The organism is Altericroceibacterium indicum (genome assembly GCF_009828105.1).
Lineage (GTDB): Bacteria > Pseudomonadota > Alphaproteobacteria > Sphingomonadales > Sphingomonadaceae > Altericroceibacterium > Altericroceibacterium indicum.
Genome location: NZ_WTYQ01000002.1, coordinates 562,047 through 585,607, shown reverse-complemented (window position 1 = coordinate 585,607; position 23,561 = coordinate 562,047). Strand labels below are relative to the sequence as shown.

The following is a 23,561-nucleotide window of genomic DNA, read 5'->3' as shown; positions in this document are numbered from 1 at the left end:
GAGAGCTGCGCAGACCAGACGCGCAGCTCTTTTATTCCGCGTGGGCGTAGGTCGGCAGGCGCAGGTTCCAGAACAGTGCTGCACCGCGCATCCCGAAACCACCGACCGCAGCCACTGCCCAGGTGATAGCATTGGGGAGTTCGCAATATACACCCACTGCGCAAAGGCTTGCCGAAACGGCAGCCGGGGTGATGTACAGTTCCCGCCGCATCAGGATAGAAGGAACGCCCGCCACCACATCGCGGATGATCCCGCCAGCGCTCCCGGTGAGAACCCCCATCAGAACCGCCGGGACGGGGGCGACACCCCAACCCAGCGCCTTGGCAGTGCCCAGCACGGCAAAGGCGGCAAGGCCTGCGGCATCGGCCCAGAGGAGCAAATCATTCTCCCACTGGCGGCGCGGGGTGAACCACACCACGGCTGCCGTCACCATGCACAAAGGTGCAACCCACGGGTCACGCATCCAGAATACCGGTGCACCGATCATCAGATCCCGCAGCGTTCCCCCGCCAACGCCAGTCATCAGGGCGAAGAAGGCCATGGTCACCAGATCCTGCCTTAAGCGGGCAGCCAGCAGCGCGCCGGTTATGGCGAAAATAGCTGTGCCAGTGAGGTCGAGCCACTGGGGAAGGATCAGAGGGATGTCTGTGGCAGTCATGATGCGGCCTTAACCGGTTTCCTGTGCGGAAGAAATGTGAGCGATCTTCACAAGATGGAAGTGAGCCAAACAAAAGGAGCGGCGAAGGCTGTGCCTTGCCGCTCCCTTGTGCCCGTTTGGTGACCTGATCAGATGTGGATCGGTTTTCCCTGAACGGCCATGGCGGCTTCCTTGACGGCTTCCGAATGGGTCGGATGCGCATGGCAGGTATAGGCAATATCTTCCGAGGTTGCCCCGAATTCCATCGCCTGAGCCGCCTGGGCAATCATTGTGCCGGCAAGGCTGGTGATGATCCACACGCCCAGCACACGGTCGCTTTCCGCTTCGGCAATGACCTTCACGAAACCATCCGTGTCGCGGTTGGTCTTGGCCCGGCTGTTGGCCATCATGGGGAACTTGCCCACCTTGATGGTGTGGCCAGCTTCCTTGGCGGCTTCTTCCGTCAAGCCAACGCCAGCGATTTCCGGCATGGTGTAAACGACGCTGGGGATCACGGCATGATTCACAATGCCGGTCTGGCCAGCGATGTTTTCCGCCACGGCAATACCTTCATCCTCAGCCTTATGGGCGAGCATGGGGCCGGGGATCACGTCGCCAATTGCCCAGATGCTTTCAACCTTGGTGTTGAAGATGCTGTCTGTTTCGATCTGGCCGCGCTTGTTTGTTTCAATGCCGACAGCATCAAGGCCGAGGCCATCGGTATTGGGCTTGCGGCCAATCGCCACCAGTACGCAATCGGCTTCGAGCACTTCAGCGTCGCCGCCTACTGCTGGCTCAACCGTGACCTTCGCCGTGTCGCCATTGACGTCTACGCCGGTGACCTTGGTGGAGAGCTTGAGTTCCATGCCCTGCTTCTTGAACAGCTTGCCCGCTTCCTTGCGGACTTCGCCATCCATGCCGGGAAGGAGCTGATCGAGATATTCGACCACAGTTACCTTGGCACCGAGGCGGCGCCATACAGAACCCAGTTCAAGGCCAATCACGCCGCCGCCAATGACGACCATGTGGCCGGGAACCTTGGAAAGTGACAATGCACCGGTGGAATCGACCACAACGCCCTTGTCATTATCCACCTCGACACCGGGAAGCGGGGTCACGGAAGAACCGGTGGCAATGACAATATCCTTGGCAGAGACGGTCTCTCCCGCCACTTCCACGGTATGGGCATCCTTGAAGCTGGCGTGGCCTTTCAGCCAGGTGACCTTGTTCTTCTTGAAGAGATATTCAACCCCGCCGGTGAGTTCCTTTACAGCCGTGCTCTTCTCACCCAGCATGGTATCAAGGTCGAGCGTGACATTATCTGTCTTCACGCCGAATTTCGCCAGAATGCCGCCATGGGCTTCTTCGAACAGTTCCGAACCGTGAAGCAGGGCCTTGGAAGGGATGCAGCCAACATTGAGGCAAGTGCCGCCAAGCGTTTCACGGCTTTCAGCGCAGGCCACTTTGAGGCCAAGCTGCGCCGCGCGAATTGCAGCGACGTAACCACCCGGCCCGGCACCAATCACGAGAACATCATAGTCGAAGGTCTGATCAGCCATTCTATGTCTCCCCCGGGGCCTTCCCGGGATAATCTTGCAGCAAAGTAATGGGCCCCGGCAAGGGTACCGGGGCCGGTTTGTTCTTTAAAGGTCGATGAGGATCCGCATCGGATCTTCAATCGCGTCCTTGATAATCTTGAGCGCGGTAACCGCCTCACGACCATCGATAATACGGTGATCGTAAGAAAGTGCCATATACATCATCGGCTTGATGACCACCTGGCCGTTCACGGCGACAGGGCGCTCTTCAATCCGGTGCAGACCCAGCACGGCGCTCTGCGGAGGGTTGATGATCGGGGTCGACATCAGCGAACCGAACACACCGCCGTTAGAGATGGTGAAGGTGCCGCCCTTCATATCGTCCATGGAAAGCGAACCGTCTTTCGCCTTCTTGCCGTAATTGGCGATGGCGAGTTCGATTTCCGAAAAGCTCATGCTCTCGACATTGCGGACCACCGGAACGACGAGGCCATTCGGCGCGCTCACCGCGACGGAAAGATCGATGAAGTCATGATAGAGGACTTCATTGCCTTCAATCTGTGCGTTGACCGCAGGTACATCCTTCAGTGCAAGGCAGGCAGCCTTGGCAAAGAAGCTCATAAAGCCAAGGCGCACATCATGCTTCTTGGCGAAGAGATCTTTATACTGGTTGCGTGCTTCGATCACGGCCGACATGTCGACATCGTTGAACGTGGTCAGAAGGGCAGCAGTGTCCTGCGCGCTCTTCAAACGCTTGGCGATGGTCTGACGCAGGCGGGTCATCTTGACGCGCTCAACCTTGCGGCTTGGGCCAGCAGATGGCGCATCAGCGGCAGGAGCGGAGGTGGAACCTGCAGAGCCATTGTCCTGCTTGTTCTTGGCAGCGGCCAGCACGTCTTCCTTGGTCAGACGGCCATCTTTGCCCGTACCCTTAACGGTGCTGGGATCAATGCCATGCTCAAGCACTGCGCGGCGCACGGCCGGGGACAGTGTAGAGGACGCATCCACCTTGCTATCATCCGAAGCAGATGATGCAGCTGCCGGGGCAGGGGACGCAGACGGAGCAGGAGCTGCTTCGGGCTTGCGTTCCTTGGTATCTTCCGGGCCAGCGCTGGGCGAACCGTCTTCGATCGTGGCGATGATCGCGCCGACTTCCACCGTGTCACCGACTTCAGCCTTGTAGTCTCCCATCACGCCAGCGACTGGCGCGGGGACTTCAATCGCCACCTTATCGGTTTCAAGGCTGGCAATCGGCTCGTCCAGAGCGACTGCTTCACCGGGCTTCTTCAGCCATTCACCGATGGTAGCTTCGGTGACAGACTCACCAAGTGTGGGAACTTTGACTTCATTGGCCATAGTCTTGTCCTCAGGCCTTCCTGCTTTGATTGCCGTTGTTTTGTGCCATCCCGCCATCGGCAAGGCCGAGCGCGATGTTGACGAGAGCTTCTTGCTGCGCCTGATGACGCTTGGCGAAGCCAGTTGCCGGTGATGCTGATTCATCGCGGCCCGCATATTTTGGGCGCTTGCCATGATGACCAGCAGCGGTCAGCGCATCTTCGATCCGATCCTGAACGAAGAACCAAGAGCCGTTGTTCTTCGGCTCTTCCTGACACCAGACCACTTCTTCCAGATTAGCCATGCGCTTCATCCGTTCAGCGAGCGGTTCACCGGGAAAAGGATAGATCTGTTCGATCCGCACGATGGAAACATCGTCCAGCTCTTCATGGTCGCGCTTTTCAAGCAGATCATAAGCGACCTTGCCTGAACACAGGACCAGACGCTTCACCTTTTCATCCGGAATGTCCTTCGTGTCAGACATGATCCGGCGGAAGTGGCTGTCACCCAAAAACTCATCCGCGGAGGATTTCGCCATCGGGTGACGCAGCAGCGATTTCGGCGTCATGATGATCAAAGGCTTGCGGAACGGGCGCATCATCTGGCGGCGCAGAACATGGAAATAATTCGCGGGCGAGGTGATGTTGCAAACCTGGATATTGTCATTCGCGCAGAGCTGCAGGAAGCGTTCAAGGCGGGCAGAACTATGTTCCGGGCCCTGGCCTTCATAGCCATGCGGCAGAAGCATCACGAGGCCGTTTGCGCGAAGCCATTTCGATTCACCGGCGGCGATATACTGATCGATGATGATCTGCGCGCCATTGGCAAAATCGCCAAATTGCGCTTCCCACAGAACCAGCGTTTTCGGGTCAGCAAGGGCAAAGCCATATTCAAAGCCCAGCACGCCATATTCGGAGAGCGGGCTGTCATAGACTTCAAACTTGCCATGGGGCAGCGTGGTGAGCGGGATATATTTGCGCTCATCCTTCTGATCGACCCAGATGGCATGGCGCTGAGAGAATGTTCCGCGGCCTGAATCCTGACCGGACAGGCGAATACCGAAGCCTTCGGTGACAAGGCTGCCATAAGCAAGCGCTTCGGCTGTGGCCCAGTCAAACCCTTCGCCAGATTCGAACATCTTGGCTTTGGCAGAGAGCACGCGGCCCAATGTCTTATGGATTTCAAGATCTTCAGGGACGGTCGTCAGCGTGCGGCCGAGACTGTCAAACAGCTTGCGTTCAATGGCCGTGTGGACATTGCGGCGGGCAGTTTCAGGATCGGCAGGCTTGTGCAGCCCGCTCCAGCGCCCGGCGAACCAGTCTGCTTCATTGGGCTTGTAATCTTTCGCAGCGTCAAATTCTTCGGCGAAAATATCGTCGAATTCCTTGCGCACAGCCGGTGCATGGCCTTCATCGATCACGCCTTCCTTCAGGAGGCGATCCGAATAGATCTCGCTGACGCGCGGATGATCCTTGATCTGCGCATACATGAGTGGCTGCGTGAAGCTGGGTTCATCGCCTTCATTGTGGCCGAAGCGGCGATAGCACCACATATCGATCACAATGTCGCGCTTGAAGCGCTGGCGATATTCGATGGCCAGCTTGCAGGCGAAAGTCACCGCTTCGGGATCATCGCCATTCACATGCAGGATCGGAGCCTGAACGCCCTTGGCCACATCCGAAGGATAAGGCGAAGACCGGGCGAATTTCGGACTGGTGGTGAAGCCGATCTGGTTGTTGATCACAAAGTGAATGCAACCACCGGTGTTATAGCCACGCACGCCGGACAGGCCGAAACATTCCCACACGATACCCTGGCCAGCAAAGGCCGCATCGCCGTGGATCAGCACCGGCAGAACCGTTTCATGCTTGTTGAGGTCTTCACGGAAGGCTTGCTGCGCACGGACCTTGCCGAGCACGACCGGGTCCACCGTTTCGAGATGTGACGGGTTGGGAACCAGCGACATATGCACCTTGATACCGTCAAATTCACGGTCGGTGCTGGTGCCGAGATGGTATTTCACATCGCCTGAACCGCCCACATCGTCAGGATTGGCAGAGCCGCCTGAGAATTCGTGGAAGATCACGCGATAGGGCTTGGCCATCACATTGGCGAGCACGTTCAGGCGGCCGCGATGGGCCATGCCGTAAACGATTTCGCGCACACCCATCTGGCCGCCATATTTGATGACCGCTTCAAGCGCCGGAATCATGCTTTCACCGCCATCGAGGCCGAAGCGCTTGGTGCCGACATATTTCTTGCCGAGGAATTTTTCATATTCCTCGCCCCGAATGACGGCAGACAGAATGGCGCGTTTACCCTCGTCTGTGAATTCGATGACCTTATTGGGGCCTTCAATCCGATCCTGAAGGAAGCGGCGTTCCTCCACATCGGAGATATGCATATATTCAAGGCCGACCTTGCCGCAGTAATTCTTGCGGAGGATCTTCACCAGCTCACGCGGGGTCGCCCATTCGAGGCCGAGCGTGCCCGCAATATAGACCGGGCGGTCCAGAGCGTCATCGGTGAAGCCATGCCATTCGGGCTTGAGATCATCGGGCAGGACGCGCTCAGACAGATGAAGCGGGTCGAGTTCGGAAGCGAGATGGCCGCGCACCCGGTAGGTGCGGATCAACATCATCGCCTGAACGGAATCGGATGCAGCCTGTTCGATGGTCTTGTCATCAACAGGTTTGCCAGCTTTCTTCGATGCTTCCTTGACCGCGATCTTGAGGGCGAGGGGATCAAGCCCCTGCGTCAGATCATCACTGTCAGCCGCATCGGTCAGCGGCCATTTGGCACTTTGCCAGCTTGGGCCGGACTGAGGCCCCGCATCCAGGTCTTCCTGGGTCAGTTCTGGTAGGAAATCTTGCGTTTCATTACCCATTTGGGGCCACCTTCAGCCGCCGGCGCCTCGGCCGGACGTAAATAGCAATAGAGGGAGCCGGGCGCTGCAACCTGGCCCGGCTCCCTTTAAAATCAGACGAGTTCCTTGAGGACCGCGTCAAGCGTGGTGCCAAGTTCGCTCGGCGAAGCAGCAACGCGAATGCCTGCTTCTTCCATCGCTGCGATCTTGTCTTCCGCGCCGCCCTGGCCACCGGAAACGATAGCGCCAGCGTGGCCCATGCGGCGGCCCGGAGGCGCCGTGCGGCCAGCGATGAAACCAGCCATCGGCTTTTTACGGCCGCGCTTGGCTTCGTCCTTGAGGAACTGAGCGGCTTCTTCTTCAGCGGAGCCACCGATTTCACCGATCATGATGATGCTCTTGGTTTCATCATCAGCCAGGAAGAGTTCGAGCACGTCGATGAAGTTGGTGCCGTTGACCGGGTCACCACCGATGCCGACAGCTGTTGTCTGGCCAAGTCCGATATTGGTGGTCTGGAACACAGCTTCATAAGTCAGCGTGCCGGAACGGGAAACCACGCCCACGGAACCCTTCTTGAAGATGGAACCGGGCATGATGCCGATCTTGCATTCACCGGGTGTCAGAACGCCGGGGCAGTTCGGGCCGATCAGGCGCGACTTGGAAGCTGCCAGGGCCCGCTTCACGCGAACCATATCGAGCACCGGAATGCCTTCCGTGATCGCGACGATCAGTTCGACTTCCGCATCGATCGCTTCAAGGATCGAATCCGCTGCGAAGGGCGGTGGAACGTAGATCACGCTGGCGGTGGCGCCTGTAGCGTGCTTGGCTTCGGCCACAGTGTCATAAACTGGCAGACCGATATGGTCCGTGCCGCCCTTGCCGGGGGTCACGCCAGCAACCATCTGGGTGCCGTAGGCCAGTGCCTGTTCAGTGTGGAACGTGCCAGTCGCACCCGTCATCCCTTGCGTGATGACCTTGGTGTTTTTGTCGACGAGAATACTCATTGATCGGTTAACTCCACGATGGAGGCAGAAAATACGAGGCCGTGTAAGGGCAACTCTGCGAAAGGGCCGGGCAACTTTGCGTCCGGCGCAGCATAAATGACTTCCATATCAGTATGATCGGGCGTGAGGCCCGGTTCCCAGCTGAATATCTGGATGGGCATGTCTTCCGATGGTTCGGAAGTGGGGGTACGCCCCGCCCAAGCAGTAAGATCGGCTTCACCGATCGGAGCCGTCGCATCGAAGTCGTAGATACGGCAGCCCCTGGATTCAAAACCAGCGCCACGGACGCCGGAAATCACCATGTACAGATTGCGGCCGGAGACATTGCGGCGATATGTACCGCCATCCAACATCTCGAGTTCGCTCTGTTCATCCAGAGCGCCGCGACCAAACTCGATCAACTGGCCAAGTTTGGTCTCGGGCGTTGCGTCGAATGGCTCCCAGCCCGCTGACTTTGCCGCCGCAGCAGCAGCGTCAAAATCAGCAATCGGCGCGCAGCTTGCTTGGAACACACCGAGCACGTTATCCGCCGGATAGGCGGGAGAAACGCTCTGTGTTGCAGCGGCTGCGGCCAGAAGAAGGCTGGAGAACATGATGGCTAAGCTGCCTTACGCCAGCGAGCTGTCAATTGCCTTGCAGGCTTCGAGCAGTTCCTTGACCGCATCGATGGAAACCTGAAGGTTGGACTTGGCTTCATCATCAAGCGCGATTTCCACGACTTCTTCAATGCCATCGGCACCGATCATCGCTGGCACGCCAACATAAAGGCCATCCACGCCATACTGGCCGGTGAGATGTGCTGCGCAAGGCAGGATGCGCTTCTGGTCGCCCAGATAGGCTTCAGCCATCGAAATGGCAGAAGCAGCAGGGGCATAGAATGCAGAGCCGGTCTTCAGCAGGCCAACGATTTCACCGCCGCCCGAACGGGTGCGCTGAACGATCGCGTCAATGTTTTCCTTGGACGATTTACCCATCTTGATGAGGTCAGGAATGGGAATGCCCGAAACGGTCGAATATTCAACCACAGGAACCATCGTATCGCCATGGCCGCCCAGAACGAATGCGTTCACGTCGCGAATCGATACGTCAAATTCCCAGGCAAGGAATGTTGCGAAGCGAGCCGAATCAAGCACGCCAGCCATGCCGACGACCTTATTATGTGGCAGGCCGGAAAATTCACGCAGCGCCCAAACCATCGCGTCGAGCGGGTTGGTGATGCAGATCACGAATGCGTCAGGTGCGTGGGCCTTGATGCCTTCGCCGACGGACTTCATAACCTTGAGGTTGATGCCGAGCAGGTCGTCGCGGCTCATGCCGGGTTTACGAGGCACGCCTGCGGTCACGATGATGACATCGGCGCCGGCGATATCTGCGTAATCATTGGTGCCGGTGACCTTGGCGTCGAAACCCTGAACAGGGCCGCACTGGCTAAGATCGAGGGCCTTACCCTGAGGAATGCCTTCAGCAATGTCGAACAATACGACATCGCCCAGTTCTTTCTGAGCAGCGAGATGAGCCAGCGTGCCGCCAATGTTGCCAGCACCGATAAGAGCAATTTTCTTGCGGGCCATGAGTCTTCAGTATCCTTCCGCGAGGCGGGAGCTGGTTGCCGTCATACATGGCCTGCGCCCCTGCTTCCCGCAAAAGGGGTGGGCAGGCCTTAACATTTCGGTCCGTAGGACTGCATGACCCCCATTGCAACCGTTAAAAGTGCGAAGTCTCTGGTTATTAAATATAATGCGAACTAATAGCAATAGTGCCGTTGCTCACGCAGAGGGTGGCCCAGGGCGTGACTATTTCGCCAAGCTGAACAGCTATTTTGTAAAGCGGCATTGAGCGTGGTCAGGCACCGCCTCAGCCGACCAACCTTTTTGAAGGTGGGCTTTCCAGCTCCTGCGCCAAAAGCATGGCGGCGAGATAGTCTGGCACGGCTCGGCTGAAATAATAGCCTTGTCCAAGCGTGCAGCCGGCATTGCGAACAGTGTGAACCTGTTCGATCGTTTCGAGGCCTTCTGCAACGATGTCCATTTCCAGTGTTGCGCCCATTTCGGCAACGGCGCGGATGATGGCGTCGCTCTTGATCCCGACATTCGGGCCGGAGACGAAGCTGCGATCAACCTTGATCTTTTTGAAGGGAAATTTGTTGATATAGCCGAGTGAGGAATAGCCCGTGCCGAAATCATCGAGCGCAAAGCGCACGCCCTTGGCAGCCAGTTCATCGATAAAGCGCGCGGTGTGCTGATTATCGTCGAGGAACAGGCTTTCCGTCACTTCCAACTCAAGGCGCGACGGATCAAGGCCGGCATCGCGCAGGGCGGTGAGGATTCCCAGCGCTGCACCCGGTGCCCGGATTTGGACCGGGGAGAGGTTTACGGCAACGCTCACCCCTTCGGGCCATTGAGCGCAGGCCCGTGCTGCCTGTGCGGTGATCCAGTTGCCCAAGGTAATGATGACGCCGGTTTCTTCCGCCACAGGAATGAACTCATCGGGGCGCAATTCGCCCTTTTCTGGGTGGAACCAGCGCACCAATGCCTCAAATGCCCGGATGCGACCTGTTTCCAGATCAACAATAGGCTGAAAGAAAATGGAGAGTTCATCACGCTGCAGAGCTGCGCGCAATTCTGCTTCGATTTCCTTCTTGCGTACCAGATTGCGTGTCATCGAAGCGTCGAAGAAGCACACCTGATTCCGGCCGCTGATCTTGGCATGATAGAGTGCAAGGTCAGCGCTTTGCATGAGCGTATCGATATCCGCGCCATCATCGGGCAGTAGCGCCACACCCATGGATGTGGCCGTTTCGATCCGTTCCCCGTCAAGCCGCAGTGGACGGCGAATATCTTCCAGAATGGCCATGGCAAGATTTTCGCAAACGCAGCGATCTTCCACCTTGCAGACTACGATGAATTCATCGCCACCAAAGCGTGAGATAGTGGCGTCTGCAGGTGCGCGGGCGCGCAGGCGACTTGCCACTTCTGCCAACACACGGTCACCCACAGGGTGGCCCAGCGTGTCATTCACTTCCTTGAACTTGTCGAGATCAAGCCACAGCAGCGCCATCTGTTCGCCATCGGGCAGGGACATCAGCTTTTCGACCAGCTCATGATTCAAGCCAGCGCGGTTGGTGAGGCCGGTGACGATATCGGTGCGCGCCAGATCGCGCATCTTGTCTGCCATTTCGGCACTCGCTTCGGCGGCCATGATCTGTTCTTTGAGCACGTTGAAAATGTTCATTGTGATCGAAGACATCGCCAAAGTCATGAAGATCAAGAGCGAACCCAGCGCGATCAGGCCGATTGTGCCGATATAGAAACTCACTGCAATGACAGGGAGCAGGGCGAGCAACAATTGGCCAATGGCGATCAGTGGCCGGCCAGCGTTACGCGATGCGATGGCCACGCCATATGCCACCGTGTAAACCACCACCAGCACTTCAACATGGCTGTTGGTCCGTTCCAGCAGGGTAAAGGCCCCCACCAGACCAGAGGCAAAGGCGAAGCTGAAAGCGCCCACTTCGTAAAGCAATTCGAGCGTTTTGGCGTCGCGATTCAGATTGAAGCGGGCGACATGGGAGGCCATCAAAACGCGGACGATGCCGATCAGGGCCAGCATTGCGGATACTGCAGCCAATGGCACACTACGGGTCACGTAAACCGCTGTCAGGCTCGCGCAGACACCGCAAAATGCACCAAGTGCAAGGCTCATAGGCTGGGTGTAAAGGGATTCGACCAGCTTGTGACGGACGCGCTCATCGCGTTCATCGGCACTGAACATCCCGCCCAGCATATTATCCAGAATATAGGTCAGTCGATTAATTGCTTCGCTCCTCTGATGAGGAGGCATAGAACAGAATTGGTCACTGACTCGTTAACATTGGTGTTCCTAGATTTCAGCGGGTTTGGGAACTTTTTTCGATTCACTGCTGCAAAGCGTATTAATTTGTCGGTCAAGAGTTCTGCAAACCGCTGACCACCAACGGAAACCCTCTTCATCGCCTGCAAAAAATGCGTCTTCCAAATGATGGCGGGCATGAGATGCTGCGGATATTCCCTGCTCACTGAACAGTCGCAAGGCTGCTTGCAGAATGGCATCGATGTTGCCTGTCGAGTCGTTATCGTTGCAGGCAGGGTTCTTGACCGACCGCATTATCATGCGATGCGGGCTATAGATCACTGCATGTCCCGATGCAGAAAATCGTATGGCCATGTCAGTTTGCCTCCAACCAGGCGGCCAAAACGTCAGCCGCGAGCAGGGTTCTAGAGCAGGAGGTTGAACTTTAGCTTTTCGCTTATGGTAAGTACGGGGTTAAAAACACGTACGGCTGGCCGCTAGCGCGCTCAGGGTTTCGCAATCCATTGGCCGGAATTGGCATATTGCGGATTAATCTGCGATTTGGGTGGCAGATTACCGACAAATAGAGCGTCACCCCCGCGCTGGCGGATGGCGTCTGAATAGACCGGCGCTGCTACACGTTGCGGTGCAGGTGCGGTCTGGCCACTGGCAGAGGGTCTACTGGCAGAAGGCGGTGCCTGATTGCCCGTTGCGGCCATGATACCGGCGTTAAATTCGCGTGCCAGTTCCACCGGATCGGGGGCGGGAGCGCTTGATGCCGCAGCCCTGACGCCGGGCAGGGGTTCATGCCCGTGATAGACCTGCGTGAAGCTGGCCTTCATCCCGGCAACACCGCGCCAGCGATAGAATTGGTGCATCCCGATGGCAGCGGCTGGATCGAGCGATGCAGCCCAATAGGGATGAACTTGTAAAGTATGATAATGAGTCGCCAAGCCAATCGGGCGGTAGACTGACCCTGCCAGTGCCTGTGCCGCGATCTTTTCCGCCCGGTCCCACCATAGGCGAGCGGGTTTGCGCGCCATGGAACCATCACAGGTGAAGGAGAACTGGCATCCTGTTTCCCGTTCCGACCCTTGAAACACGACCCCGCAAACAGAATTTGGATAGGCCGGATGGGCCACACGATTGAGCACAACCTGGGCCACAGCACGCTGGCCGGCATCCGATTCGCTGGCCGCTTCATAATAGATTGCCATGGCAAGGCATTGCTGGGCTCTCGCTCCGTCCAATGCTGTTCCGGCAAGGTGGAAGGGGCGAGCGGCTGAGCCTGCCAGATCGGCTGTGTCATCGCCGCTGTTTTGCACCGCCTTCGAGAGCGGAAGCGGGTTGGTCGTATCACTATCGAGATAATAAAAGGCAGAGCCGGGGAAGCTTTCTCCCGGTGTCTCAAACGCCATGGGTTTAACCGCCAGGGGGGCTGTTTGGCTGCTATGGCCGGGATACCAGGAATCTGGCGCAGCAATGGCGGCGACGGTGGGTAGGGCAATCGCCGCCCCCAGACTGCTGATACCGAGATAGAGCATTCGCCTTGCCTTGCGCTGCTGTTTACGCTGGTTCAGCGCTTCCACCCAGGCGTGGGCGTTTGGCGCAGTTCCGCTATGGCGCGCAGCAGGTGCGCGTTTTGGTCCCCAAAGCGGGCCAAAGGCAGGGCGAAAGGAAAACTTCAAAAAATACGATCCAGAATATCAGCGGCGACTCGCCCGCAACATTATGTTCAGGCAGAGCCATCTATGTGCCTCCTATTGCATAATAATCCTTACCGGGAGCTTTCACGCAGTGCTGTGCCAGTCTGAAACGAACCGTTGTGATGTGGCATTGTGCATAGTTTTCAATAAGATGTTTAGCTTAGCTGTCGCCGGTGGAAATCACCCGTGGCAGCACTGGCGTTCTTGATGCGTTCTGGTTACGAAGACGTATGGATCCTATCATTCTTATTGTCGTGTTGTTGGTTGGCCTCGTGATTGGGGCTGCTGGCGGTTGGTTCACAGGTTCGCGGCCTGCTGCTGAGTGGCAGGCGAGGTTCAAAGCTCGCGACGAGGAGGCGCGCGATCTGGGGGAGAAGCTGTCGCGCATGGCGCCTGAACTGGCCACCATGAGCGACCGTGCCTTGCGCGCAGATCGTCTGGCACAGCAGCTCGATGACGCTCGCGAAGAATTGACGACACTGAAAGCGCAGGCTGCTGGCTTTGAAGAACAGAAGAAGCTTCTCGTCGAAGCGCGGGAAAGCATGTTGAAGGAATTCCAGAATACCGGATCGCGCGTTTTGGGGCAGGCGCAGGAAGATTTTCTGAAACGTGCGGCTGAACGGTTCGGCCATGCAGAGAAAAGCTCAGAAGAGAAGATCAAGGCGCTGCTGGTTCCGGTAGGCGAAAAGCTGCGCTCTTATGAAGAACAGGTTACGCAGCTTGAGGCCAAGCGGGTTGATGCCTTTGGCCAGCTTGCTGGTTTGATTGAATCCATGCGGGTGGGGCAGGAACAGGTGCGGCAGGAAGCTGCCCGGCTTGGTAATTCCCTGCGCAATGCCCCCAAGGCCAGAGGGCGCTGGGGTGAACAGCAATTGCGCAATGTGCTGGAACAATGCGGCCTTGCCGAACATACCGATTTCGAGCTTGAACAGTCGATTGAAACCGAAGAAGGCCGCCTGCGTCCTGACGCGATCGTCAATGTGCCGGGGCACAAGAAGCTGGTGATCGATGCGAAGGTTTCGCTGAACAATTATCAGGATGCATTCGACGCCGATACGGAAGAGCTGCGCGATATTGCATTGGCCGCCCATGCCAAGGCGATGCGCAACCACGTTCAGACGCTGGGCACCAAGAGCTATCAGAGCCAGTTTGAAGATGCGCCCGATTATGTCGTGATGTTTGTACCGGGTGAGCATTTTGTAGCCGCCGCACTGGAAAAAGATCCGGAATTGTGGGACTTTGCTTTCAAGAACCGGGTGCTGCTCGCTACGCCGACAAACCTTGTGGCTATTGCCCGCACGGTGGCGCAGGTCTGGCGCCAGGTCGGGCTGGCTGAAGAGGCCAAGGAAATTGGTCGGCTGGGCGGCGAACTCTATGATCGCATGGCCAAAATTTCCGAAGACCTTGGCAAGATGGGAACGCATCTTGGCCGCGCTGTGAGTTCTTATAATGATTTTACGCGTAGTTTTGACACAAGAGTTCTGGTGTCAGCGCGCAAATTGCGTGAAAAGCATGTTGAGATTGGCAAGCGTGAAATTTCTGATGATATAGCGCTTGTCGAAGGTGTTCCGCTGCATGCCAGCCTTGCATCACCATCCCCAGACGCCACCCGGCCAAAGGCCGAAGGCGAGCAAGACCCGGAGTGAAGGACTTAAAATGAAATGGCCTGTTGTGATCGTACTCGCCTTAAGTCTTCAGGCGTGTAACCGGCAAGATGATGCGCCGGTCGATAAGGTCGTTGCAAGCGCTGAGGACATCGCTCAAGCTGTGACCAAGCAGCCGGAAATTCCCTTGGCCAAGGGGCCGTATGCCCCGCGTGATACTTGTTTCAACGTCAAGGGGGCTGATGCCTTTCGGGTCAAGCTGGCTCAGGTTGTAAAGGATCGTGATGTTGATGGCATGGTTGCACTGGCAGCCAGCGATATCAAACTTGATTTCAATGGTGGCTCCGGGTCTGAAGAATTGCGTCGCCGATTGGAAGATGACCAGTGGAACCTCTGGGAAGAGCTCGATGAGTTGATGGGCTTGGGTTGCGCCACCAACAATCAGGGCGGAATCACGCTGCCATGGTATTTTGTTCAGAATTATGGATCGATTTTGCCGCAAAATGGCATGATCGTGACGGGTGAGAATGTCCGCGTGATGAAAGAACCCCATGCCGATGCCGAAACATTGCGGCGCATCTCATGGGATATTGTAAAGATCGATCACCTGATGCCAGATGATCGCTATCAGCCTGTCACTCTGTCCGATGGTGAAAAAGGCTATATCGATTCTGATAGATTGCGCAGCCTGCTCGATTATCGCCTGGTCGCTTCCAGCCGCAATGGCAAATGGAGCATTACCAGCTTTACGGCTGGCGATTGAGCTGCTGCAATACCGCTTTATGGCCGCTTGACTGCAAGGTCAGGCGGCCATTTTCGATTGTAAGAGTAGGACTGGCCACCAATAGGGATTGCAGCGCCTGTTCCTGTTCAAACAGCCCGATATCGCGGCATTCCATCCGTGTCTGACCAAAAGGGCCCGCGATCAGCCTGCGCTCTTCAACCCGCCACTCACCCTTGATCTGATTGCAGCCTATATTGGCGCTGAGGCTGTTGCTTGAAAAGGTAAGATCGGCGCTTTTTTCACCAACAGGCTTTTCGCCATCCAGCTCTGTGACGCGCCATCTGGTGTCTGCCAATTGATGATCCGCGCTTGGCCGGATGGCACAGGCGCTCAGGCTGAGCAGCAAAACGCAAGAGATGGACCAACGCATGAACTGCACTCTAGCCGCGCTAGAATGAGCGCACTCTTAATGAAGTGATAGATATTTGTGCAGCGCGAAAAAAGATGGTGCTCAGAAAGCTAGGTCAGGCCGGGTCAAGCGTTTCCAGCACTTCATAGGCCAACACGGCACCGGCCACTGCGGCATTAAGGCTGTCTGCACGGCCGCGCATCGGCATGGTGACGCGCAAGTCACAGGCCATTTCATAATTTTCCGGTAATCCACGCGATTCATTGCCTACCATCACAAAGCAGGGGGCCTGATAAGGCGCAGCGCGATAGGGCTGGGCTTCACGCAAGGATGCAGCCACCAATTGGCCTGCGCCTGCACGCAGCCACGGTTCGAATTCCTCCCACCGGGCTTGCGCAACGCATTGGGTGAAAATCGCCCCCATACTGGCGCGTACTGCTTCGACCGAAAACGGGTCGGCACAATCATCGATCAGGATCAACCCGCCGGCGCCCACCGCATCGCCCGTGCGCAGCATGGTGCCCAGATTGCCTGGATCGCGCAAAGCCTGTGCGACCAGCCAGATTTTTGCGCTGTTGCGATCAATCTGATCTAGCCCGGTATCAAATTCGGTAAAAATTCCGGCAATGGCCTGAGGATTATCCTTGCCGGTGATCTTGGCGAGGATATCAGGCGATGTTTCGATGATTTCACCGCCCGCCTGTTCCACGGCGGCTTCCAATTCGCTGAGCAGTGGGTGGCTCTCACGCGCTTCGGCCATCACCAGCGTTTCAGGCAGTTTGCCACTTTCACGCGCATCGGTCAGCAGGCGCAAACCTTCGGCCAGAAAGCGGCCTTCCCGTTTGCGATGCTTCTTATCCCGCAAGGAGCGAAGATATTTGACGGTGGGGTTCGAATAGCCGGTAATCGTGCGGCGCATGGAAAAATTCAGTCCTCGCCGAAACCAGTATCAATCAGGGCGACCAGTTCGGCAAGCTGGGTTTCGGCATCGCTGCCTTCGACACTGATGGTAATTTCATCGCCCTTGGCAGCACCAAGCATCATCAATCCAAGGATCGACCCCCCTGCAGCACTGTGGCGGTCTTTCGTGACTTGCACATTGGCGCCTTGCATGGCGGCCACTGTGCCAACGAATTTTGCGCTGGCCCTTGCGTGCAGGCCCCTTTTATTGACGATCAATACTTGCGCGCTGACCTTGCTCAAGCGGTTACTCCCCCATGCGGACCGTTTGCCGGCCTCAGACCTCTTGCCCCAGAAGTTCTGAGGCGATCGTGATATAGTTCTGGCCTGCATCGCGCGCGGCGGCAACGGCTTTTGTCAGTTCCATCGTCTTGCGGGCTCCCGCCAGCCGGATCAGCATCGGCAGATTGATCCCGGCGATCACTTCAACCTTGCCTGTTTTCATCAAGGAAATCGCCAGGTTGGACGGTGTGCCGCCAAACAAATCGGTGAGGATGACGCAGCCTTCGCCATTATCGACAGCGTGGATTGCGTCATCAATTTCCTGCCGCCGGGCTTCCATATCATCGTTAGGGCCGATGCAGACGGTGGCGACGGCTTCCTGTTCCCCGACGACGTGTTCCATCGCGCGGACGAATTCCTGGGCCAACTGGCCATGCGTTACGAGAATCATGCCGATCATGCGTTTGCACAACCTATCATGTCAGAGCCAGCGACGCGCCAATGAGCGCGGAAAAATGAAAGCATGGTCACGGCTGCTGTGGCCCTTCTGTAATTTCGACAGCGCGAGACGCCAGGTTACGATGCAATACCGTGGGCGAAAAACCTGCCTCACGCAAGGCCTTGGAAATACGTTCCGCAATATTGACTGAGCGATGTCTCCCTCCGGTACAACCAAAGGCGATATTGACGTAGCTTTTGCCCTGTGCGGCATAGAGGGGCAGCAATTCCAGCACCAGATCACGGATCTTGGGATAGGTGCTGATAAAGGATGGGTCCGCTTCAATATGGGCACCGATGGGTGCATCAAGCCCGGTCATGGGGCGCAGTTTCGGTTCCCAATGGGGATTATCGAGATAACGCATGTCAAATACGAGATCGGATACCGGCGGAACCCCGCGCGAGAAGGCAAAACTGGAAATTGTGACCGTCATCGCCTGACCGGAGGTGCCGGCGAACTGTTCCCGCACAGCCTGCTTCAGCTCATTGGTCGAATAATTGGTGGTGTCCACCAGCATATCTGCCCATCGGCGCAAGGGGCTGAGCAATTCGCGCTCTGCTGTGATGCCCGCGCCTACCGGCATATCCTTGGCCAGATGATGGCGGCGGCGGGTCTCGTTAAAACGGCGGACCAGCTCATGCGCTGCGCAATCGAGAAACAGGGTGGAAATCAGCAGATCATCGCGGCCTGCAAGGTCTTTTACCCGCTCAATCAGATCAGCGGGGACAAAACCGCGTGTGCGGCAGTCAAACCCGATGGCCAGTGGCGGGGAGGGGTCGCTGCTCGCGCTGGGAGGCGGGATCAGGCGATCCAGCAGGCGGACCGGGAAATTGTCGATCACTTCCCAGCCCAGATCTTCCAGCTCGCGCAGGGCGGTGGTTTTTCCGGCACCGAGCATACCGGTGACGAGGAGAATGCGTTGCCGCTTGTCAGGTGACTGGCTAGTCATGGCCGCTGTGTGCCCCCCTCAGCGGGAAAAGGGAAGGGGGCAATAATATTCTGCACATGGTTGTTTTTGCAAAGGTCTGATTAGTCGAGGGACAGGCCGTGGAGTTGCAATGCCCATTCAGCACGCAAGGCCAGCACGGGGCTGTCGGGATAGAGCTGGATCAGCGGCAGGCGCACTCCGAATCTCTCCACTCTTTCAGCCTCTTCAACAAAGCGCGGAGCATCAGGGGCAAGCCTGATGACCAACGCGATTCGCGCACAGGTGGTGGGGAGGGTGACAAGGCCCACATTGCGGATTTCGATCAGCCCCGCGATATTGGGGGCAGGGTTTGCCCAGAGCGCGTCGTCTTTTCGGGTCAGCGCCACGCCGTCGTCACCAATCAACTGTGCGCCACGGTCGATAAGCGCGAGAGCAAGGCTGGATTTGCCGCAGCCAGGTTCCCCTTCGATGAGCAGTGCCCGACCTTTGATCGCCACGCAGGAGGCCTGGTGAAGCATCATCGTCATACGGCGGGTAGCTCCAGCACAAGGCAGGCCCCATTTTTTCCATCGATTCTGTCGCACGCCGTAAGACGGCCATCATGGGCTTCGGCAATAGTCCTTGCGATGGCGAGGCCAAGCCCGCTGTGGTCGCCAAAATTCTCGCTGTCGGGACGCACGGAGTGGAAACGCGCGAAGATCTTGTCCCGTTCATTATGCGCGATGCCGGGGCCTTCATCGGCGATCGCCAGTTGTACCATTCTGTCCGGGTGGCGCAGAGTGATGAGAATGCGCCCGCCGGGGGGGGAGAAAGACACGGCATTATCGAGCAGATTGCCGATCACCCGTTCCAGCCTCAATGGCACGCCCATGACTTGTGCTGTGCCGTAGCCATGATCGACCAGCACTTCGCAATCGCGATTTTCGCCGCGCCCTTCGCGAGACTGGAGGACATTGCCAATGAGTTCCCCCAGATCGATTGGTTCGAAAGTTGCCCGGCTGAGTTCTGCATCGATCCGGCTGGCTTCGGCAATCTCGGTTACCAACCGGTCAATCCGGCGCACATCATGCGCGGCAATTTCTGTAAGCTGGCTGCGCAATTCAGGATCATCGACCTTTTCCAGCGAATCGATGGCACTGCGTAAGGAAGCGAGCGGGTTCTTGATCTCATGCGCGACATCGGCCGCGAAGGTTTCCACCGCGTCGATCCTCTGGCGCAGGGTTGTGGTCATATCGGAAATAGCGCGGGCGAGGAGGCCGATCTCATCGCGCCGCTTCGCCATGCGTGGCACTTCCACCCCGCGATCCCGGCCCCGTCGTACCCGCACAGCGGCCCGCACAAGCATCCGCAGGGGCTCAACAATGGTACGCGCCAGATAGAGCGAAAGCTGGATCGAAATAAACAGCGCCACCGCCACAATAATCGCCAGCGTCTGGCGTGCATTGCGCACCGATTGCGTGATGTCGAGCGCATTGCGGGTGGTGAGCAGTGTCGTGCCGGAATGAAGCGGTGTGGCTGCCGTAATCACTGGCGTGCGGTCGGGGGCATAGCGCAGCCTGGTCTGTGTCTCGCCACTCTTTTGTGCCGCTTCCACTTCGGGGAAGGGCAAATCCCCTTCGCGTGGCGGGGTATAGGCAGGCACATCTTCTGCCCGCACCAGCCAGTCGATCCCCCGGTCCAATGCACGGGCCACATCCTGCAGCCATGGTTCGGTTTGGGGGTCGATGAGCTGAAATGTTGGCCCGGACATGATGAAATTGTCTTTCAGCAATTGCCCGGTGGGGCTGTAAAGCTGGAGCCGCATCTGCTGTTCGCGCCCGATCTTGACCAGCAGTTCCTCCTGCCGCGTCTCGCTCACCCCGGTCAGTGCTTCAGCGGTAATCTGCGCTTCGGTCAGCGCCAGTTTGAACCTTTCATCCAGCAATTGCCGACGATAGGAATCGAGGAATAACAGGCTCCCGCCCAGAAGAATCAGGGCGATGAGATTGACTGCCAAGATACGCGCCGTCAGCGAAGTGCTTAAAGGAAAGGCCAGCCTTTCCAGCCGCCGCCCGCGCAAATAGGTTTCAGCCATCGGTGAAACTATAGCCTGCCCCATAGAGGGTTTCGATCGCGCCGAACTGGCCATCCACTTCGCGGAATTTGCGGCGCAGGCGCTTGATATGGCTGTCCACCGTCCGGTCATCCACAAAGATGTCATCCGGATAGGCGGCGTCCATCAATTGGTTACGGCTTTTGATGACGCCGGGGTGGAGCGCCAGCGCTTCCAGAATGAGAAATTCAGTAACCGTCAGCCCCACTGGGTCGCCATCCCATGTCACCATATGGCGGGCCGGGTCCATTTGTAGCCGCCCGCGCACCAATATTCGGGATGTTGTGGCAGGTTGAACGGTATCTGCGTTCTCTCCGCCATCTGCATCGGATACAGGGGAGGCCCGCCGCAGAATCGCATGAATACGCGCGATGACCAGCCGCTGGCTGAAAGGCTTGGCGATATAATCATCCGCCCCCATCATCAGCCCGGCCTCTTCGTCCTGCTCATCATCCTTACTGGTGAGGAAAATGACTGGCAGCATATGCGTTTCGCGCAAGCGACGGAGCAGCTCCATCCCATCCATCCGGGGCATCTTGATGTCGAATACGGCGAGATCCGGCGGGTTGTCCCGCAGCGCCTTCAAGGCGGTTTCTCCATCGGAATAGACCCGCGTGGCAAAACCTTCTGCCCGAAGCGCAATGGAAAGCGTGGTCAGAATATTCCTGTCGTCATCAACCAGCGCAATCACCCGCTGATCTGCCGGGATCGGCATGTTTGTATCGAGAGGGGGAGCGGAATTGAGTGGCATGGGGCGTGAGATAGCCGATCATTCTCCACTCTGCACGTGAATATCCTCCACGAGGATGGCGTATTCCAACAGCTGCCTGAGGCTAAATGGATACAAATGCCATAGTTTGCGCATCATAATTTATCTCTTTTGGATGATGCTACGCATAATCATTGGCTCTGGCCGTCCATTGGCTGGCGCTGTCACAGTATTTGTCTGCTCAGTCTATAAATAGAATTATCTAATTCAATCGATTAAGTAAGCATAAAATATGTGCTATTATGCAAAATTGACGGATCGTGTCGCGCATACTATGCGCAATCGGCAAGGGATATTCCTTAGAACGCCTTTTTTTACGCCTATTTCTGGACCAGACGGAGACAGCAGTGACCGCTTCCCTATCCAAACCCCTTTCCGATCAGGGTATTACTACCGAGGCTAAGATTCTCGCGAATCTTGGAACATCCGCCCTTGTAGAAAATGCCATTCGCAACGGTGAAGGCCGGTTGGCGAAAGATGGCCCGCTGGTTGTTGAAACCGGCAAGCACACGGGCCGTTCGGCCAAGGATAAGTTCATCGTCCGGAATGCCGAAACCGAAGATACGGTGTGGTGGGGTAAGGTGAATGTCCCGATGACGCCGGAACATTTTGCGGCCCTCAAGGAAGACTTCTTTGCCGAACTGGCGAAGAGAGATACGCTTTATGTCTCGGATCTGTTTGGTGGTTCACAGCCTGAACATCGCGTCAATGTGCGCGTGATCAACGAACTTGCATGGCATAACCTCTTCATTCGGACGCTGCTGGTCCGGCCTACGAAAGAAGAGCTGGCATCATTCGATCCTGAATACACAATCATTGATCTGCCCAGCTTTCAGGCAGACCCGGAACGCCACGGCACGCGCAGCGGCACAGTGGTCGCAGTCAATCTGGAAGAAAAGCTCATCCTGATTGGCGGCACCAAATATGCCGGCGAAATGAAGAAGAGCGTCTTTGGCATTCTCAACTATCTGCTGCCGGTAAAGGGTGTGATGCCCATGCATTGCTCCGCCAATATTGGCGCTGATGGCAAGACGGCAGTGTTCTTTGGCCTGTCCGGTACGGGCAAGACCACGCTTTCCGCTGATGCCAGCCGCACCCTCATCGGTGACGATGAACATGGTTGGTCGGATACGGCAGTCTTCAACTTTGAAGGCGGCTGCTATGCCAAGATGATCAAGCTTTCGGCAGAAGCAGAACCGGAAATCTACGCCACCACCAAACGTTTCGGCACGGTGCTTGAAAATGTGGTGATGGATGAAGAAACCCGCACGCTCGACTTTGACGACAACTCGCTGGCGGAAAACAGCCGTGGCGCCTATCCGATCGATTTCATTCCCAATGCTTCGGAAGAAAATCTTGGCCCTGTGCCATCCAATGTCATCATGCTGACGGCTGATGCATTTGGCATTTTGCCTCCGATTGCCCGCCTCACGCCCGATCAGGCAATGTATCACTTCCTCTCCGGCTACACGGCCAAGGTGGCTGGCACGGAAATCGGCGTGACCGAACCGGAAGCGACCTTCTCCACCTGCTTTGGTGCACCTTTCATGCCGCGCCATCCAAGTGTTTACGGCAATTTGCTCAAGGAACGGATCGCCAAGGGCGGTGTGTCCTGCTGGCTGGTCAACACCGGCTGGACCGGCGGCAAATATGGTGTTGGCAGCCGTATGCCGATCAAGGCGACCCGCGCTTTGCTGAATGCCGCGCTGGATGGTTCGCTCAATGATGCGACCTTCCGCAAGGACCCGAATTTCGGCTTTGAAGTTCCAGTATCGGTGCCGGGTGTGGATGATGCCATCCTCGATCCGCGCTCAACCTGGGAAGATAAGGAAGAATTTGACGTGACCGCGCAGAAGCTGGTTCAGCTTTTCGTGGACAATTTCTCCGAATTCGAAGCCCATGTCGATGAAAGCGTCAGGCAGGCTGCTCCACAAGGCGCCTGAATGAACAGCTCTGCCAGACTTTGCCTGAAACAATCCGGGGGGTGGGAACAGGTGAAGTCTGGCGGTATTGTTTAGGTAGACCTTAAAAAAGGAAACCCAAGCATGAGCATTTTTGACAGTCTGATGGGAAGTTCAGGCACTCACCCTACTGTGGCAAATATGGCTGAGAAGCTGGGCATTAGTCCGGAAATGGCAGAAAAGGCGATTGCCGCACTGGCTAAGGCGCATCAGCAGCCCGGTGACACGGTTGAAAGTGCTGCGGGTGCAACCGGCCTTTCCACCACCATCATTCAGCAGATTGTGGAACAGATCGGGGGCGAAGGTTCGCTCACTGAATTTGCCAATATCCTCGATAAGGATGGCGATGGAAATCCGCTCAACGATGTAATGGATATGGCGAAGGGTTTCTTCGGCAAGAAGTAATCTCCACGCAGTTGCGCAAGCGCAGCTCCCAACAAAACCCCGCGCAAAGCCACTGGATCGGGCTTGGCGCGGGG

The 23,561-nt window shown here is 57.0% G+C and carries 22 protein-coding genes; 4 read left to right on the top strand and 18 right to left on the bottom strand.

The annotated features are described in order from the left end of the window. Positions 1–31: 31 nt before the first annotated feature. The 10 genes from GRI39_RS07615 to GRI39_RS07570 all read right to left on the bottom strand — a co-directional run bounded on the left by GRI39_RS07615 (position 32) and on the right by GRI39_RS07570 (position 12,896). On the bottom strand, positions 32–658 hold the full coding sequence (locus GRI39_RS07615) for a trimeric intracellular cation channel family protein (protein ID WP_160739078.1): 627 nt from the start codon (positions 656–658) through the stop codon (positions 32–34). A gap of 128 nt (positions 659–786) precedes the next feature. Next, positions 787–2,196 (bottom strand): dihydrolipoyl dehydrogenase, encoded by a 1,410-nt coding sequence (gene lpdA, locus GRI39_RS07610; RefSeq protein ID WP_160739077.1) that lies wholly within the window; start codon positions 2,194–2,196, stop codon positions 787–789. Between the two features lie 84 nt (positions 2,197–2,280). After that, positions 2,281–3,531, bottom strand: a complete 1,251-nt coding sequence (gene odhB / locus GRI39_RS07605; RefSeq protein ID WP_160739076.1) for a 2-oxoglutarate dehydrogenase complex dihydrolipoyllysine-residue succinyltransferase — start codon at positions 3,529–3,531, stop codon at positions 2,281–2,283. A 10-nt stretch (positions 3,532–3,541) separates the two neighbouring features. Next, complete coding sequence (locus tag GRI39_RS07600; protein WP_160739075.1) at positions 3,542–6,397, bottom strand: 2-oxoglutarate dehydrogenase E1 component; 2,856 nt, start codon at positions 6,395–6,397, stop codon at positions 3,542–3,544. Positions 6,398–6,489: 92 nt separating this feature from the next. Then, positions 6,490–7,380: a succinate--CoA ligase subunit alpha gene (sucD, locus tag GRI39_RS07595; RefSeq protein ID WP_160739074.1), complete on the bottom strand. Its 891-nt coding sequence runs from the start codon at positions 7,378–7,380 to the stop codon at positions 6,490–6,492. Beyond that, entirely contained in the window at positions 7,377–7,973 is a 597-nt protein-coding gene (locus GRI39_RS07590; RefSeq protein WP_160739073.1) for a hypothetical protein, read from the bottom strand. The genes sucD and GRI39_RS07590 overlap by 4 nt, the downstream gene beginning before the upstream one ends. 15 nt (positions 7,974–7,988) lie before the next feature. Next, positions 7,989–8,951: a malate dehydrogenase gene (gene mdh / locus GRI39_RS07585; protein WP_160739072.1), complete on the bottom strand. Its 963-nt coding sequence runs from the start codon at positions 8,949–8,951 to the stop codon at positions 7,989–7,991. Between the two features lie 283 nt (positions 8,952–9,234). Beyond that, positions 9,235–11,220 (bottom strand): putative bifunctional diguanylate cyclase/phosphodiesterase, encoded by a 1,986-nt coding sequence (locus GRI39_RS07580; protein WP_246204957.1) that lies wholly within the window; start codon positions 11,218–11,220, stop codon positions 9,235–9,237. Between the two features lie 39 nt (positions 11,221–11,259). Then, complete coding sequence (locus tag GRI39_RS07575) at positions 11,260–11,583, bottom strand: hypothetical protein (RefSeq protein WP_160739071.1); 324 nt, start codon at positions 11,581–11,583, stop codon at positions 11,260–11,262. Between the two features lie 131 nt (positions 11,584–11,714). Continuing rightward, positions 11,715–12,896 (bottom strand): cell wall hydrolase, encoded by a 1,182-nt coding sequence (locus GRI39_RS07570; protein ID WP_246204956.1) that lies wholly within the window; start codon positions 12,894–12,896, stop codon positions 11,715–11,717. A gap of 248 nt (positions 12,897–13,144) precedes the next feature. Here GRI39_RS07570 and GRI39_RS07565 point away from each other — a divergent pair, with 248 nt between their 5' ends. Then, positions 13,145–14,560, top strand: coding sequence for a DNA recombination protein RmuC (locus GRI39_RS07565; RefSeq protein WP_160739070.1), 1,416 nt, complete (start codon positions 13,145–13,147; stop codon positions 14,558–14,560). A gap of 10 nt (positions 14,561–14,570) precedes the next feature. Continuing rightward, entirely contained in the window at positions 14,571–15,281 is a 711-nt protein-coding gene (locus GRI39_RS07560; protein ID WP_160739069.1) for a hypothetical protein, read from the top strand. Here GRI39_RS07560 and GRI39_RS07555 read toward each other — a convergent pair. The 8 genes from GRI39_RS07555 to GRI39_RS07520 form a co-directional block, all read right to left on the bottom strand. Continuing rightward, positions 15,265–15,672 (bottom strand): META domain-containing protein, encoded by a 408-nt coding sequence (locus GRI39_RS07555; protein ID WP_160739068.1) that lies wholly within the window; start codon positions 15,670–15,672, stop codon positions 15,265–15,267. The two genes, GRI39_RS07560 and GRI39_RS07555, sit on opposite strands and share 17 nt — an antisense overlap. A 94-nt stretch (positions 15,673–15,766) precedes the next feature. Beyond that, positions 15,767–16,570 carry a TrmH family RNA methyltransferase gene (locus tag GRI39_RS07550; protein ID WP_160739067.1) on the bottom strand — a complete coding sequence of 268 codons (804 nt, stop codon included), beginning with the start codon at positions 16,568–16,570 and terminating at the stop codon, positions 15,767–15,769. An 8-nt stretch (positions 16,571–16,578) separates the two neighbouring features. Beyond that, a complete protein-coding gene (locus GRI39_RS07545) occupies positions 16,579–16,854 on the bottom strand; it encodes an HPr family phosphocarrier protein (protein ID WP_246204955.1) in 276 nt (91 codons plus the stop codon). Positions 16,855–16,888: 34 nt separating this feature from the next. Continuing rightward, the gene (locus tag GRI39_RS07540; RefSeq protein WP_160739065.1) at positions 16,889–17,293 is read right to left on the bottom strand and encodes a PTS sugar transporter subunit IIA; all 405 of its coding nucleotides are present in this window, start codon (positions 17,291–17,293) and stop codon (positions 16,889–16,891) included. Positions 17,294–17,360: 67 nt separating this feature from the next. After that, complete coding sequence (gene rapZ, locus GRI39_RS07535; RefSeq protein ID WP_160739064.1) at positions 17,361–18,281, bottom strand: RNase adapter RapZ; 921 nt, start codon at positions 18,279–18,281, stop codon at positions 17,361–17,363. An 80-nt stretch (positions 18,282–18,361) separates the two neighbouring features. Continuing rightward, positions 18,362–18,787: an HPr kinase/phosphorylase gene (locus tag GRI39_RS07530; RefSeq protein ID WP_246204954.1), complete on the bottom strand. Its 426-nt coding sequence runs from the start codon at positions 18,785–18,787 to the stop codon at positions 18,362–18,364. Next, positions 18,784–20,334, bottom strand: coding sequence for a sensor histidine kinase (locus GRI39_RS07525; protein WP_160739063.1), 1,551 nt, complete (start codon positions 20,332–20,334; stop codon positions 18,784–18,786). Before GRI39_RS07525 ends, GRI39_RS07530 begins: the two co-directional genes overlap by 4 nt. After that, on the bottom strand, positions 20,327–21,067 hold the full coding sequence (locus tag GRI39_RS07520; protein ID WP_160739266.1) for a response regulator transcription factor: 741 nt from the start codon (positions 21,065–21,067) through the stop codon (positions 20,327–20,329). The genes GRI39_RS07525 and GRI39_RS07520 overlap by 8 nt, the downstream gene beginning before the upstream one ends. A 401-nt stretch (positions 21,068–21,468) precedes the next feature. On the opposite strand from GRI39_RS07520, the gene GRI39_RS07515 reads away from it, so the two are divergent. Together GRI39_RS07515 and GRI39_RS07510 are read left to right on the top strand one after the other, a co-directional pair. After that, a complete protein-coding gene (locus GRI39_RS07515) occupies positions 21,469–23,064 on the top strand; it encodes a phosphoenolpyruvate carboxykinase (RefSeq protein ID WP_160739062.1) in 1,596 nt (531 codons plus the stop codon). Positions 23,065–23,166: 102 nt separating this feature from the next. Continuing rightward, complete coding sequence (locus GRI39_RS07510) at positions 23,167–23,487, top strand: hypothetical protein (protein ID WP_160739061.1); 321 nt, start codon at positions 23,167–23,169, stop codon at positions 23,485–23,487. The last annotated feature ends 74 nt before the right edge of the window (positions 23,488–23,561 follow it).

Bases quoted from the DNA above. Each gene is read 5' to 3' on its own strand.
- GRI39_RS07615 (WP_160739078.1), bottom strand. From the start codon at position 658: ATGACTGCCACAGACATCCCTCTGATCCTTCCCCAGTGGCTCGACCTC.
- lpdA (WP_160739077.1), bottom strand. From the start codon at position 2,196: ATGGCTGATCAGACCTTCGACTATGATGTTCTCGTGATTGGTGCCGGG.
- odhB (WP_160739076.1), bottom strand. From the start codon at position 3,531: ATGGCCAATGAAGTCAAAGTTCCCACACTTGGTGAGTCTGTCACCGAA.
- GRI39_RS07600 (WP_160739075.1), bottom strand. From the start codon at position 6,397: ATGGGTAATGAAACGCAAGATTTCCTACCAGAACTGACCCAGGAAGAC.
- sucD (WP_160739074.1), bottom strand. From the start codon at position 7,380: ATGAGTATTCTCGTCGACAAAAACACCAAGGTCATCACGCAAGGGATG.
- GRI39_RS07590 (WP_160739073.1), bottom strand. From the start codon at position 7,973: ATGTTCTCCAGCCTTCTTCTGGCCGCAGCCGCTGCAACACAGAGCGTT.
- mdh (WP_160739072.1), bottom strand. From the start codon at position 8,951: ATGGCCCGCAAGAAAATTGCTCTTATCGGTGCTGGCAACATTGGCGGC.
- GRI39_RS07580 (WP_246204957.1), bottom strand. From the start codon at position 11,220: ATGCCTCCTCATCAGAGGAGCGAAGCAATTAATCGACTGACCTATATT.
- GRI39_RS07575 (WP_160739071.1), bottom strand. From the start codon at position 11,583: ATGGCCATACGATTTTCTGCATCGGGACATGCAGTGATCTATAGCCCG.
- GRI39_RS07565 (WP_160739070.1), top strand. From the start codon at position 13,145: ATGGATCCTATCATTCTTATTGTCGTGTTGTTGGTTGGCCTCGTGATT.
- GRI39_RS07560 (WP_160739069.1), top strand. From the start codon at position 14,571: ATGAAATGGCCTGTTGTGATCGTACTCGCCTTAAGTCTTCAGGCGTGT.
- GRI39_RS07555 (WP_160739068.1), bottom strand. From the start codon at position 15,672: ATGCGTTGGTCCATCTCTTGCGTTTTGCTGCTCAGCCTGAGCGCCTGT.
- GRI39_RS07550 (WP_160739067.1), bottom strand. From the start codon at position 16,570: ATGCGCCGCACGATTACCGGCTATTCGAACCCCACCGTCAAATATCTT.
- GRI39_RS07540 (WP_160739065.1), bottom strand. From the start codon at position 17,293: ATGATCGGCATGATTCTCGTAACGCATGGCCAGTTGGCCCAGGAATTC.
- rapZ (WP_160739064.1), bottom strand. From the start codon at position 18,281: ATGACTAGCCAGTCACCTGACAAGCGGCAACGCATTCTCCTCGTCACC.
- GRI39_RS07530 (WP_246204954.1), bottom strand. From the start codon at position 18,787: ATGACGATGATGCTTCACCAGGCCTCCTGCGTGGCGATCAAAGGTCGG.
- GRI39_RS07525 (WP_160739063.1), bottom strand. From the start codon at position 20,334: ATGGCTGAAACCTATTTGCGCGGGCGGCGGCTGGAAAGGCTGGCCTTT.
- GRI39_RS07520 (WP_160739266.1), bottom strand. From the start codon at position 21,067: ATGCCGATCCCGGCAGATCAGCGGGTGATTGCGCTGGTTGATGACGAC.
- GRI39_RS07510 (WP_160739061.1), top strand. From the start codon at position 23,167: ATGAGCATTTTTGACAGTCTGATGGGAAGTTCAGGCACTCACCCTACT.